At 54.4% G+C, this 13,636-nt stretch carries 9 protein-coding genes; 5 read left to right on the plus strand and 4 right to left on the minus strand.

What is annotated here, in order from left to right; translation table 11 throughout:
- The first annotated feature begins 50 nt into the window (after positions 1–50).
- From IEV97_RS04940 to IEV97_RS04950, 3 genes are read left to right on the plus strand one after another with little or no spacing between them, the layout of a single operon-like run.
- Entirely contained in the window at positions 51–1,790 is a 1,740-nt protein-coding gene (locus tag IEV97_RS04940) for a peptidase domain-containing ABC transporter (protein ID WP_229733804.1), read from the plus strand.
- A 2-nt stretch (positions 1,791–1,792) separates the two neighbouring features.
- Positions 1,793–3,148, plus strand: a complete 1,356-nt coding sequence (locus IEV97_RS04945; protein ID WP_188500424.1) for an HlyD family secretion protein — start codon at positions 1,793–1,795, stop codon at positions 3,146–3,148.
- Positions 3,149–3,152: 4 nt separating this feature from the next.
- Positions 3,153–4,589: a TolC family protein gene (locus IEV97_RS04950; RefSeq protein WP_188500425.1), complete on the plus strand. Its 1,437-nt coding sequence runs from the start codon at positions 3,153–3,155 to the stop codon at positions 4,587–4,589.
- A 744-nt stretch (positions 4,590–5,333) separates the two neighbouring features.
- On the opposite strand, the gene IEV97_RS04955 is transcribed toward IEV97_RS04950, so the two are convergent.
- On the minus strand, positions 5,334–7,895 hold the full coding sequence (locus IEV97_RS04955; RefSeq protein WP_229733805.1) for a lamin tail domain-containing protein: 2,562 nt from the start codon (positions 7,893–7,895) through the stop codon (positions 5,334–5,336).
- Positions 7,896–8,485: 590 nt separating this feature from the next.
- Between IEV97_RS04955 and IEV97_RS04960 the strand changes: the two genes are divergently transcribed.
- Positions 8,486–9,475: an aspartate-semialdehyde dehydrogenase gene (locus IEV97_RS04960; RefSeq protein ID WP_188500427.1), complete on the plus strand. Its 990-nt coding sequence runs from the start codon at positions 8,486–8,488 to the stop codon at positions 9,473–9,475.
- A 227-nt stretch (positions 9,476–9,702) separates the two neighbouring features.
- Positions 9,703–10,215, plus strand: a complete 513-nt coding sequence (locus IEV97_RS04965) for a GNAT family N-acetyltransferase (RefSeq protein ID WP_188500428.1) — start codon at positions 9,703–9,705, stop codon at positions 10,213–10,215.
- Positions 10,216–10,240: 25 nt separating this feature from the next.
- Here IEV97_RS04965 and IEV97_RS04970 read toward each other — a convergent pair whose 3' ends face one another.
- The 3 genes from IEV97_RS04970 to IEV97_RS04980 form a co-directional block, all read right to left on the minus strand.
- A complete protein-coding gene (locus IEV97_RS04970; protein ID WP_188500429.1) occupies positions 10,241–11,383 on the minus strand; it encodes an FAD-dependent monooxygenase in 1,143 nt (380 codons plus the stop codon).
- A gap of 13 nt (positions 11,384–11,396) precedes the next feature.
- On the minus strand, positions 11,397–12,458 hold the full coding sequence (locus IEV97_RS04975) for a lysylphosphatidylglycerol synthase transmembrane domain-containing protein (protein WP_188500430.1): 1,062 nt from the start codon (positions 12,456–12,458) through the stop codon (positions 11,397–11,399).
- 118 nt (positions 12,459–12,576) lie between these two features.
- Positions 12,577–13,347, minus strand: a complete 771-nt coding sequence (locus IEV97_RS04980; protein ID WP_229733806.1) for a segregation and condensation protein A — start codon at positions 13,345–13,347, stop codon at positions 12,577–12,579.
- Positions 13,348–13,636 lie beyond the last annotated feature (289 nt).

Here is a 13,636-nt window from a genome sequence, read left to right on the forward strand (position 1 = left end):
TTTGAAACATCTTATTTACGAGGCAGTTGACCAGATAAGATAAAGCATACATGAACAAAGCATACAAACACAAACCACAATTCACTCCGATGCAGCGCTTTTGGCAGCTCCTTGCTGCAGAAAAGCGTGAGATCGTATACCTGTACATTTATGCGGTCGTGGCCGGCCTGATCAGCCTTTCGCTGCCGCTGGGCATCCAGAGCATCATTGCGTTTGTTTCCAGCGGGCAGATCACGGTGTCGGTGGTGGTGTTGATTACCCTCATCGTGCTGGGCCTGCTGATTGTGGGCGGCATGCAGATCATGCAGCTGTGGCTGGTGGAGTACATCCAGCAGCGCATTTTCGCACGAACGGCCTTCGACTTTGCCTACCGGGTGCCGCGCCTGCAGTCCGAAGCGCTGCACCGCTATTACCCGCCCGAACTGATGAACCGCTTCTTCGACACGGTGTCGCTGCAGAAGTCAATGGCCAAGCTGCTCACTGACTTTACGACCTCTGCCATCCAGATCATCTTCGGCCTGATCCTGCTATCGTTCTACCACCCCTACTTTATTGTATTCGGCATGATCTTGATGATCGTGCTCATTGGCATCCTATACCTGACAAGTCCGCGCGGCATCGACACCAGCATCACCGAGTCGAAGTACAAGTACAAGTTGGTGGCCTGGCTTCAGGAGATGGCTCGTTCCATGAACACTTTTAAGCTGGGTGGTCAGTCCGGGTTACCGTCCGAAAAGACCAATGGCTTTGTCACCAGTTACCTGAAGGCACGCAAGCAGCACTTCCGGGTACTGATGACGCAGTACTTTAGCTTTGTGGGTTTCAAGACCGTGATTACGGGCGGTTTGCTGGTGCTGGGTGCTGTGCTCGTGATCCAGCGCGAGATCAACATCGGCCAGTTTGTGGCCTCCGAGATCGTGATCATCCTCATCATGACGGCCGTGGAGAAGATCATCATCAAGCTCGACACCATTTACGACCTGCTCACCAGCCTCGACAAGCTCGGGCAGGTAACCGACATGCCTCTGGAAGAGGAGCGCGGCGTTCCTGTCCCTAAAAGCGGGCAGGGGCTGTCGATCCAGGTAAATAATCTGCGCTACCGGTATCCGGACGTGGAGGAGTTTGCCATTGACGGCGTGTCGTTTGATGTGCTGGCCTCCGAGCGGGTATGCATTGCGGGCTTCAACCGGTCGGGCAAGTCGACGCTTAGCCAGCTGCTGCTTGGCTTGTATGAAAACTACGAAGGCAGCATCGCCTACAACAACCTCTCGATGCGCGACCTGGACAAGAACAGCCTGCGCCGCCTGATTGGTGACAACACCTCCAAAGAACAGGTTTTTGACGGCACCATCCTGGAGAACATCACGCTGGGCATACCTGACGTGCCGATCGAGGATGTGATCTGGGCGACTGACAACGTGGGCCTCACCGACTTTATACACGAACTGCCAGGCGGTTTGCAGACCGAGCTGACCGGCGGCAGCATCCGACTTCCGGCCAGTGTGTCGCGCAAGATCATCATGGCCCGCTGCCTGGTCCGGCACCCTAAAATGCTCTTACTTGACGACTTCTGGGGAGGTATGGAGAAGCACGAGAAACTACGCCTGATCCAGATGCTCTCATCGCATGAGTTCAGCTGGACGCTCCTTATCATCTCCAACGACCCGGAAGTGATGGCCATCTGCGACCGCACCCTGCTTTTAAAGGAGGGGCAACTCGTGGCAAACGGCAGTTTTGAGGAAATCCGCCACAGCATGCCCTATCAGCAACTGGCCAACCTGACAGTATGACTATGAAAGAAAAAGATCCTTATACCCCGTTGCAGGATGGCAGGACGATGGAGGCGATGGAAATGGTGCGCACACCCAGGCTCGGGCGTACGCTGGCCTACTGGATTACGGGCATCATGCTTTTCCTTATCCTGATCCTGTTTCTGCCCTGGACGCAGAACATCTCGTCCCGCGGCGCACTGACCGCCCTCAATCCGGAGGATCGCCCGCAAACCGTGCAGAGCACCATCGCCGGCCGCATTGAGCGCTGGCATGTGCAGGAGGGCCAGCTGGTGCAGAAAGGTGATACCATCGTGAGTCTGTCGGAGGTGAAGGAGAAATTCTTCGACCCACAGCTGCTGGATCGTCTGGATGAACAGGTGCAGGCCAAGGAAGGAGCCGCCACTGCCACCAAAGCCAAAACCGAGGCACTGCAGGATCAAGTAAAGGCCTTGCGGGAGGGCTTGCAGTTTAGCCTGGAAAAGGGGCGCAACAAAATAGCCCAAACCCGTCTGAAGGTGCAAAGCGACAGTGCCGACCTGGTAGCGCAGCGTGTAGAAGTGGAAATAGCCCGCAACCAGTATGCCCGGCAGGAAACGCTGTACGAGCAGGGGTTGAAGTCGCTGACCGAGCTGGAAGCCCGCCGCCTGAAACTGCAGGAAGCCGAGGCCAAGCTGATTGCCAACGAAAACAAGCTGGGCAGCGCCCGGGCCGAACTTCGCAATGCCTATACCGAGCTCAATTCGCTGCAGGCCGAGTACGCCGACAAACTGGCCAAAGCAGAATCGGAGCTTAACTCCAACCAGGCCTACCTCTACAGCACGATCGGGGACGTATCGAAGCTACGGAGCGAATACAGCAGCACACTGGTGCGCAGCGGCTTTTACCAGGTGGTGGCACCCCAAACGGGCTACCTCGTGCGGACGCTCCGGGCAGGTATAGGCGAGAACATCAAGGAAGGCGAGGCCATTGCCACCATCATGCCCGACAACCCGCAGCTGGCCGTGGAGCTGTACGTGCAGCCCATGGACCTGCCACTCCTCTACCGCGGCGCTCCGGTGCGCCTGCAGTTCGATGGCTGGCCGGCGCTTGTGTTCTCGGGTTGGCCAAACGTGGGCTTTGGTACGTTTGGCGGCAAAGTGGCCGTGATCGACAATACCGCCACCAACGGCTTGTACCGCATGCTGGTGGTACAGGACCCGGAGCAGGAAAAGTGGCCGGAGGCCATCCGGATAGGTTCCGGCGTACAGGGCTGGGCCATGCTGCACAATGTGCCGATCTGGTACGAGTTGTGGCGCCAGCTCAACGGCTTCCCGCCAGACTATACGGGCACCCTGCCTGTGGATGGGGCCAAGACCCAGACCAAAGAAGAGAAATAAGCACATGAAGCGATATCGTTTTTTAATCTTTTCGCTACTGCTGCTTTGCCTGACAGGTATAGCCAGATTAGGTATGGCCCAAACGGCGGACTCGGTGAAAGTGCTGACCATGCATGCGCTGTACGAGCAGGTGCTGGCGCACCACCCGCTGGCGGCGCAGGCGGCGCTCCTTGCCCGTCAGGCCGACCAGGAGTTACGTATGGCCCGCGGCGGCTTCGACCCGGTTATCGACAGCAAGTATGGCGAAAAGCAGTTTTCGGACAAGGAATACTATACCTACTGGAACAACAGCCTGCGTGTGCCGCTGTGGTTTGGCCCCGAACTGCTGGCAGGCTACGAGCGCAACAGTGGCCCTTACCTCAACCCTGAAAAGTACACGCCCTCCAATGGATTGAGCTACGCAGGTATAGCCGTGCCGCTGGGGCAGGGCTTGTTCATGGACGAGCGCCGTGCCATGGTGCGGCAGGCGCAGTTGTTACCCCAAATGGCCGAAGCCGAACGGCTTAAGCTGGTGAACAAACTGCTGCTTGACGTGGCTAAGGATTACTGGGACTGGCTCTACTATTATAATGAAGTACAGGTATATCGCGAGGCTCTGGAGCTTGCCGAAGTCCGCACCCGGGCTGTGAGTGAGCGTGCCCGCCAGGGCGACCTGGCTGCCATCGACACCGTAGAGGCAAGAACCGAGGCACTCAACCGCCGCGTCTTGCTAAGCGCCGCCCTGCAGCAGTATAATAACAGTAAGCTACGGGTGGAGATGCACTTGTGGGACGAAGGCAATCAGCCGCTGGAGCTTGCCGCTAATGTCATCCCCTCGGCAGCCGGCACCGAACTGGATCCGCTCAGCCCCGAAGACCTGCAGGAACTGGTGGCCCTGGCCAAAGTTAACCACCCCGACATTGTTAAACTCGACCTGAAAGGACAGCAGCTGGAAGTAGAGCGTCGCTTTGCCGCCGACAAGCTCAAGCCAAAGCTTAACGTAGAGTACAACCTGCTGCAAAGCGATTTTTTCCTGGACGGAGAGGCTTTTCAGGCTCCTTACATGCGCAACAACTATAAGGTGGGCATCAGCTTCAGCCAACCCCTGTTTTTGCGACAGGAACGGGGTAAGCTACAACTTACCAAAATAAAACAGCAGGAAGTGGGTTTTCAACAGTCCTTTACCTCGCGTGCCATCGAGAATTCGGTGCAGATGGTATACAACGAATGGCTGGCGCTGGAAGAACAGTTGGCGCTTCAGGAGCAGATGGTGGCAAATGCCCGCATCCTGCAGGAGGGGGAAGTTATTAAATTTCAAAGTGGCGAAAGTTCGATTTTCCTGATCAATGCCCGCGAGCAGAAGTTGCTGGAGTCGCAGATCAAGCTCTACGACCTACGCAGCAAATACGCTAAAACCAAAGCCCAGCTTTATTGGTCAGCTGGCAGTATGCAGCAGAAGTAAACGCATATTCTAAAAAAAATAGCAAGCACTTGTGGATAAGTGTGAGTTATCCACACGGTTGCTAACATGTTTAGCCACTTTCCAAAGAAGTTAGTTTATGAAGTTTTTATATGACTTTAAGAGGGGGTAGTTAAGGGTTATACCTATTAAGGCTAAATTGTTGCTGGTTAAATGGTTGTTGCATGATCACCCTATCCCCTCGTTTTATCGAGAACCCCTACCAGCAGAGGGGAATTTCCTAACGTTTCTACTAATAAAGGGATAGGCATTGTAGTCACCGTTTTAACTTACCGAGTCTAGCTACTCCTGCTCCAATGCCACCAACTTAAGGATTGTTTTGTCATTTCGACCTTGGGGAGAAATCTGGAATGTAGTCAAGGTTCTGAAATAATCCAGATATCTCGATTCTTTCGAGATGATGGTTTAGATTCACTATTCCTGACGTTGGCAGCACTCCTTCCTGCCCAGACGAAATTTTTCGTGCACGATTCGGACAGGTCGCGACCTGTCCCTACAAGTGATCACGTTTTCTAAAAGGCTCTTCGGGATTGATAAATCCCCGACAGTGAGGGTTTCATTTATAGGTATACGGGGACAAGTATGTCCCCCGCAGAACTACTTCCAGACAGGGATGTCCAGAAGGGCCAGTGTAAAGACGTTGCACGTAAACGACGTTACGGTATTACGTCGTTACACCCCAAAATCTCAAACTTCTAAACTCCCAAACTCACACTTCTTCAACTCCTACAGTCTGCCGCCCACTACAACCCGCTCTTTGTGCACGCTCTTTTGCCCATCCAGGTCGAAGAGCTCGATATAGAACAAGTAGTAACCGATAGCTGCTTTTGAGCCGTCCTGCCGGGTGCCGTCCCAGCGAAAAAAACCGTTGGTGGCCAGTAGTTCGTTGCGCACCAGTTTGCGGACTTCGCGTCCCTGTGCGTCAAACACGGTGATGTTGGCGATAAGACCGCTCTGATCAGCGGTGAAGTTGATGGTGGTAAAATCTTCGTAGCCGTCGCCATCCGGAGAGAAAACCCGGGGCTCGATGGTGAACGTGCGCTGGGCCGTTATACCTGGCTGTGACTGCGAATTGAGGTAGCCGGGTGTAGCAAAGACCGTGGTAGCCGCCGAATGGAAATTATCAGGCGTAGTCGGTCCGCCCAGCCGGATGCGCTCCAGCGAGATGCCGTTGCGGTCGTCAATCAGGCTGAAATGCATGCGCTCGGTATAGTCGAAGCGATCAGCCACCCGGCTGTCAGCCTGCAACAGCACCACTGAGCCAGCTGCATCCGGGTAAGAGGGCAGCGAAGCCATTCGCAGGAAGGTTTCATCCCGCGCTGCCGGGTAGTTGCTCTTTATGTTCTCGGGGTTAGTCGTGAGCACCATATACTGGCCTGGCTCGAGTACATAATGGGCGGTCGTGATCACCCTCCGGTTGGCGATGCTGTCGTTGCTGGTGTTAGCTAATTGCCAGTTCTGCAGGTTGATATACTTATCGCTGCGGTTCACGAGCTCCACAAAGTCCACGCCGCCCGGCCTGGGGTTGAAGAGCACTTCGTTAATCACTACATCGCCGGACTCCGGAGGAGAGGGCAAGGCAAAGGTAGCTGTGAGCGGTTGCGAAGCCAGGTTGCCGGCGCAGTCGCGGATGCCGGTGGCAGTCAAGGTATAGCGTTGCCGCTCCTGCAGCGGACTGGCCAGTTGCAAGACCACCTCATCAAACAGTGGCGAGACAGCCTGCACCGCAGCTATACCTATACCTGCCGGATTCAGGGTATAGCGGTTCACATTAGCAACCTGCGCACTGTCCAGCCGCTCGTTGAAACGCAGTGACAGTCGGTCAGGCGCCAGAGCGGTCACGCTGAGCAAGGCAGGCGGGGTATTATCAGGTATAGAGGCTGCTACGGAGTTAGGCTGGGCAGGCGTTCCGCCACGCGGGTCGTTGGAGGCGATCCAGTTTTCGGCGCCGGCGCAGGGGTTGCGTACGTCGATCATCTCAAGACTCCAGCCGCCGTTGCGCTTGTTGCTGTCGCGGTACCAGGAGTCGGTGTAGTTCACGGCGTAAATCAATCGGCCATTGGGCTGGCGCAGCTGTAGGAGCTCGCCTGTGTTGTTGAGGCTCGGAAAATTGCTGATGCCGATCACGCGGCCATGCTCCGTAAAGTTGGCTGCCTGTGTGTTGGGCACTACCACGGCATACTCGCCGGGCTGTAGCAGCGTGTTGGGTAGCGTCGTGGTAGAAGTAGCATCGGAATAGCGTATACCTTGCAGGGCCAGCACCTTTTCGGTCGGGTTGTGCAGTTCAATGTATTCCACGGCCGGCAGACCGAGGGCCGGTGTTTCGCGGGCCATGATCTCGGTGATGAGCAGCTCGTTATACCCGGGCAGCACAGGCGGCAGCGCATACTGGAAAATCTGTTCGACCGGGTTCGGCAGGACATTGCCATACAGGTCGGCTATACCTGTGGCTGCTATCGCATTGGCGCCGTTTCGCAGCGATTGGGCAAATGTAAGCAGTACCGTGCCACTCCCAGTGAGCTCGGCAGAGGTCGGTTTCATGTGGCCATTTAAGGTATAGCTGTCCGTTTTCTGGGCTTGTTCGCGGTCCAGCGGCTCATTAAAGCGCAGCTCCAGGGTATAGGGGCTCAGCGGCTGGGCGCTCTTTAGCACCGGTGGGTTAGTGTCCTTTATCCAGAAGTCATCAAAATAAAAGCGCTGGCTATTGGCCGAGCTATACCTGACCAGCACACCAAAATAGGCGGAGTGCTGGTGGGCGGCATCTGTTACCGTACCCTGACTTACATAGGTTTGTCCCGTTCCGGTCACATCGATCTCGAGCCGCCAGGTATAATCAAGGCCCCGCGTCACCCGCACCCGCACCACGTTGTTGGAGCTCGCCACCGTTTTGTCTTGCCCCTTGATGATCAGCACAGGGGTCTTTCCGGCATCTTTTCTATAGAGACTCACCTCGTCGGCCGTGTTGCCGATCCGTACAAAATAGCCGTTCACGTCAGCGGCTTTCAAATCCGCTTTGTCCGCGATGAGAAAAATATCGGCATAATTGCTCGATGAGGTAGCCAGGCGCAGGTTGGCCCAGAACTCCCATACCGCACCCACCGCTGCCTGCGAGGGTGTGGCCAGGTATAGCACGGTGCCCGTCACTGCCGGCCCGTTGCTCTGCATCTGGTTCTGCGGGTTGACAAAGAAACCTTTCACATCACCTGACCAGGCGGGGTTTTGGGTGAAGTTTCCGTCAGAGAAGTCGTCCTGGAGTTGGGCGGTCGCCAGGTATGGGAGGAAGAGCAAAAGCCCAGCTATTAGTATTCTGCGAACAGAAACCGCTTCAATGGCATAGCGATAGAAACAATGGATAAACTTCCATAATGCTTGAACACACTTTGATACCCTGAAAGCACCTTGGCAACCAGTGCGACAAATGGTGCGATTACTGATTACCCGGTCTTTGGTTAACCCTCCACACACGAGAGCAGGTATGAGCTCTGATATAACAAATGCTTGGCGTAAAGTTTGTTTCATGCGCAGATGTTTCGGTGAAAACTTACGAACTTCGCAGCCGCAAAAGGGAAAGGGCGGGTCACGAACCCACCGAAAACAAGGACCTCACAAGCATCCCAGGACGCTGTGAGGACAGTAAACCGGCCACTTTTGTAAAATTTAGAACTTTTACGCGAGCTAAGAGAGTTAGTTAGAGGAAGTTGAGAAGATAAGGGTTGCGTAGGGGCAGGTCGCGACCTGCCCGAATCGTGCACAGTTATAATTTGTCAGAATCATGAAATTCCAGGAAATCCTGATTCTGACAAGAAGCAATCAACAATTCAATATTCACTAATTTACTCCATCACTCATTCACTCAATTACATAATATACCCTAAACAATGAAAGTAGCAGTAGTAGGCGCCACCGGATTGGTGGGCGGCGAGATTTTGAAAGTACTGGCGGAGCGCGACTTCCCGGTAACGGAATTATTGTTGGTTGCTTCTGAGAGGTCTGTTGGTAAACAGATGGCGTTTAAGGGTAAACAGATAAAGGTGATCGGGATGCAGGACGCGATTGCGGCTGTCCCGCACATTGCCATTTTCTCTGCCGGCGGCAGCACCTCTACCGAGTGGGCCCCCAAGTTTGCTGAGGTAGGCACCGTGGTGGTAGATAACTCCTCGGCCTGGCGCATGGACCCGACTAAAAAGCTGGTAGTACCGGAGATCAACGCCAAAGAGCTGACCAAAAAAGATAAGATCATCGCGAACCCGAACTGCTCGACCATCCAGATGGTGGTGGCCCTGAACAAGCTGCACGAAGAGCTGAAGGCCAGGCGCATTGTGGTGAGCACCTACCAGTCGGTGACGGGCACAGGTGTGAAGGCGGTGGAGCAGCTCATGAACGAGCGCGCCGGCAAAGAAGGAGAGAAAGCCTATCCTTACCCGATTGATTTGAACGTGCTGCCGCACATCGACGTGTTCCAGGACAACGGCTATACCAAGGAGGAGATGAAAATGATTCTCGAGACAAAGAAGATCATGGGCGATGATTCCATCCGCGTAACAGCTACAGCAGTGCGTATACCAGTGATGGGCGGCCACTCCGAGTCGGTGAACGTGGAGTTTGAGAAGGACTTTACGCTGGACGAAGTATACCGCATCCTGAATGAGACTGAAGGCGTGAAGGTGGTAGACGACGTGAAGAACCTACAGTACCCGATGCCGAAAGACGCCCACGGCAAAGACGAAGTTCTCGTAGGCCGCGTGCGCCTGGACGAAACGCAGCCACGCACCCTGAACATGTGGATTGTAGCCGATAACCTGCGCAAAGGCGCCGCGACCAATGCCGTGCAGATAGCAGAGTATTTAGTAAAGCAGGGGTTAGTGTAGGTATAGCTGCAATACTCCAATAAGACTTAATAGATTGAAGGATGGGGACTGATGAGGTCCCCATTCTTATTTCTTATGGACAGCAGGGCAAGCTCCTTTATGGCAAATTAAGCGCGCCAATTTGCTATAATCGTCTTACATGGCAAGTTCAGTATATCAATCTTGTTGCTACCTTAGCAGAGCCTATACTTTTTGTATTGATTTCCCGGTGACAAAATTTCTTTAAAATGCCCATCCAGCCCATTCATACCCAAAGGCTCGTCCTAATCCCCTTCACTCTTCCGGTGGCACAGGCGCTTTACGCCTTCAACACAGGTATACTTGCCGAGATTGGCCTGCAACCCACCCGCTACTGGCCAGACCAGGAAAGTATGGACAGCCTGCCGCGCATCATTAAAAGACTCGAGAAACTACCGGAACCGACCGGATTTGAATCGTGGATGATCGTGCTGAAACACAATGCCACTGTCATTGGCGATGCCGGTTTCAAAGGAGGGCCTAATAAGGAAGGGGCTGTAGACATCGGTTATTCCATCATCGAGCAGGAGCAACAGAAAGGATATGGGCTGGAAACAGCCAGGGCATTGGTGAACTGGGCATTTTGGCACCCGGAAGTGAAAGCTGTTACAGCGAATTGCCTGCTGGAAAATCCCGCCTCGATCCGGCTACTGGAAAAATTAGGCATGCAGGAAATTGTCAGGGATGATGAAATGATTTACTGGAAACTACTTCGTTCCTAAGTAGTTAGGCACAACGAAGCTATGCTTAAAAATCTACCCGATACAAGTCCTCCATTTGCCGCTGCGTAATGAACGGGGGCATGGCACGGAAAAGCGTGTTCCGGAGCCTACTCAGCAGTGGATTCCGCCAATGGGCGACTTCCCCTAATGTTCTGGACAGTTGGATTACTTTGGCGGTGCGGGCCTTGCGGCGCTTTTCGTAACGCTTCAGGGCGTTTGCCAGCACAGGCTCCTGCTTCAGGCACTGCGCCAGTACTACGGCATCTTCTATGGCCTGGCAGGCGCCCTGCCCCATGTTGGGCGTAGTAGCATGTGCTGCGTCACCGAGCAGCACAACGCGGCCGTACACAAAATGCTTCAGCGGTTTCAGGTCGGCAATGTCGTTCCAGATGAGTTGGTCCTGCGAGGTGGAGGCCAGCACAGCTTCTACAGGCGAATGCACTTTTTCGAAGTGCCGGGCCAGTTTCTCGGGCGTCATGCGCCGCATTTTCTCGTCGCGCTGCGGGGCGTTGATACAGGCATACCAGTAGATTTTGTCATCGAGCAGCGGCGCTATACCTACCCTGCCCTCCGGCGCCCAGGTTTCTGCCGATATCATTTTGTTGATGTCTACACCCGGATTCTCGATCACAGCCCGCCAGCAGGTATAGCCGGCGTAGCGCGGCACACTGTCGGGCACCAGTTGCTGGCGCACCACCGAACTGATGCCATCAGCGGCGATGAGCAGATCGGCGGTGGCGTGGCTGCCGTCGGCGAACAGGACCTGTACCTGGTTGCCGTGCTGACTTACTTCCTCACAGCGCTTGCCCAGTTCCACGGTGTCGGGCTTGAGGTGGCTGAGCAGCACCTCGTGCAGGTCGGCCCGGTGAATCACAAAGTTGTTGATGCCATACTTGTTGCTCAGGCGGCGGGTGTCCATGTTGCTGATTTCGCGGCCATGCTCGTCGAAGATCACCAGCGCGTCGAGCTGCTTCCCTCTGGCCACCACGTCGTCCATTACGCCCAGCCGTTGCAGGCCCTGCATGGCATTGGCAGCCAGCCCCACGCCTGCTCCCAGCCCCCTGAACCTGGAAGCTGCCTCGTAAACGGTGGCCTCTATACCTGCCTGCTGCAGCGCGAGCGCCGCGCACAGACCGCCGATACCTCCTCCTACTATAATGGCTTTCATACCTGTTGCGGTTTTATACCTTTACTTCATCTTCTACCGAAGACCTGCCAAACACTTTTGCCACCCACCTGGGCAGGAAGATAGAGCCCAGCACCAGGTATGGATAGTACGTAATCAGACGGTAAAGCACTACCACAATGTTGCTGAAGCCTCCCAAAAACAGCCCAAAGAAACTCGGGAAGGCCATTTCCACGATGCCGGCCCCGCCTGGTGTTATGGCTACCAGCATCACGATCCAGAAAATAAGGTTGCGCGAGATGATGAGCAGGTGATCGTCAAACGTGACATCGACGAAGGCCGCGATGAGGCAGTTGAGCAGGAAGTAGCGGGCGCTCCACACGAAAATTGTCGAAATAATTGCCCGGGCCCAGTAGTTAAAGTCTTTGCCGCGCAATTGCTGCGACGCCCATATGATCTCGTTGCCATGCTGGTGCGCGTTGATGCGCCACTTGCGCAGCAGTCTCCAGCCAGTCAGTTTCAGCAAAATCCACTTGAAGGCACGCGGGCGCACAAACAGCGCATAGATCATGATGAAGGTATAGACGGCAATCAGGGAGTAGCTGATGTAAAAGGCCATTTTGAGCGCACCGATATCGGCTGCCGAAAGCCCGAAGCTGGGAAACACTTCGCCCTGGATGAATAGCAACACGAGGGGCGCCGCAACGATAAAGAACATATTGTCGAGCACGGCCGTGACCATGACGTAGGCCAGCGACTTGCCCAGCGGTATACCTTCTTTGTTGAGCAAAATAGTGGCGATGGTAGAGCCGCCCACTACCGAGGGTGTGATGGCAGAGGCGAATTCCCAGAGCATGATCACGTCGAGGCTGCTGCGCCAGCTCAAAAACTTGTCGGTCAGGTTGCGGATGCGGTACATGTAGCCAAAATCGCGGATCACGAGCACAAGCAGCGCCGCGGCCATCCACCACCAGTTGGCCTCAGCTATACCTTTCAGATCGCCGAGCTTATCGTCTTTGATAAACAGCCAGGCCGTGGCACCCAAACCCAGCAGAACCGGGATCAGGATCTTGATCGGACTGAAACTCTTTAATATGGTTTTTCTATTTTGATCCATGTAGGCTATTCTAACCCAGTTCTTCGGCCCTTGCTCTTACATAGCTGACGTGCAAAACTACTTAACTATTCGGCAACTTGGGGAAGCGGGTTGGCTTTTTAAGGATTTTCTGGCATCGCTACCCGAGAATGAGCTGTGTTACCTGTGCTGCCTGCCCTTCGGCTCTGGTAATAATAAAGTCGTTGAAACCCTCGCCTACCTCGATGCCGATCAGGTTGAGCTGCAACATGTCGAGTATGGCCAGAAAGTTGAAGATCATGCCAATTTTGTCCGGGAAGGCCGAAATGATCTCCGAAAAGGCGATCTGCTCCTTCTCCTCCATCACCCGGATAATGTAGTCCCGCTGCTCCTCTATGGTATAAGGATAGGTGAGCACGGTATGTTTCGGTCGGCTCTGCTCCTCTTCAAAACGGTGCATCACCTTGTCGAACACGCGCATGAGTTTGTAGAGGCTCAGGTCCTGCAGTTCGTACTCGAAGTGGTTGGCGTTGGCGATCTGCTGCAGCTCTTCGTGCACGTTGCCCCGGTTTTCCTGCGCCAGACGGTTATCTTCCATCTGCCCGAGGTCGCCCAGCACGGCCTTGTACTTCTTGTATTCCAGCAGGTGCTGCACCAGCTCCTGACGCGGGTCTATCTCGTTGCCTTCCTCGTCTTTTTCGGTGCGGGGCAGCAGCATTTTGGCCTTGATGCGCATCAGCGTGGCGGCAGTCAAAATAAAATCGCTGGCCACCTCGATGTTGAGCTGCTCCAGTTGCCGGAGGTAGCCCATGAACTCGTTGGTGATCTGAAAAATCGGAATGTCGTGTATATCCAGCTCGTCACGTTCGATAAAGAAGAGCAGCAGGTCGAATGGCCCCTCAAACAACGGTAATTTAATTTCGAAACTCACTTCTCTGGCCTTTGGTTAATGCGCTGATCGCAACTGATGTACAAAAATACTAATTTATTCGAATGAAATAGCAGCTTAATGGCCACGCTATAAAGGCCGTGCCGCCACGTTTTCCGAACAAATTAAGCTCACACCTGTATAAGTGTAGCATTATCAAGGGGAGTCTCTACCATTAAGTTCCGCTAGACTACCACTTATTGACAATCACCCACTTACCACGCTTACAACATACGCCACCGACGGCTGCCCTGACAGGATAGGGAGGAGAAATAGCAGCTTGTGTTCTGAT

Source organism: Pontibacter amylolyticus, assembly GCF_014638845.1.
Lineage (GTDB): Bacteria > Bacteroidota > Bacteroidia > Cytophagales > Hymenobacteraceae > Pontibacter > Pontibacter amylolyticus.

Bases quoted from the DNA above. Each gene is read 5' to 3' on its own strand.
- IEV97_RS04940 (WP_229733804.1), top strand. From the start codon at position 51: ATGAACAAAGCATACAAACACAAACCACAATTCACTCCGATGCAGCGC.
- IEV97_RS04945 (WP_188500424.1), top strand. From the start codon at position 1,793: ATGAAAGAAAAAGATCCTTATACCCCGTTGCAGGATGGCAGGACGATG.
- IEV97_RS04950 (WP_188500425.1), top strand. From the start codon at position 3,153: ATGAAGCGATATCGTTTTTTAATCTTTTCGCTACTGCTGCTTTGCCTG.
- IEV97_RS04960 (WP_188500427.1), top strand. From the start codon at position 8,486: ATGAAAGTAGCAGTAGTAGGCGCCACCGGATTGGTGGGCGGCGAGATT.
- IEV97_RS04965 (WP_188500428.1), top strand. From the start codon at position 9,703: ATGCCCATCCAGCCCATTCATACCCAAAGGCTCGTCCTAATCCCCTTC.
- IEV97_RS04970 (WP_188500429.1), bottom strand. From the start codon at position 11,383: ATGAAAGCCATTATAGTAGGAGGAGGTATCGGCGGTCTGTGCGCGGCG.
- IEV97_RS04975 (WP_188500430.1), bottom strand. From the start codon at position 12,458: ATGGATCAAAATAGAAAAACCATATTAAAGAGTTTCAGTCCGATCAAG.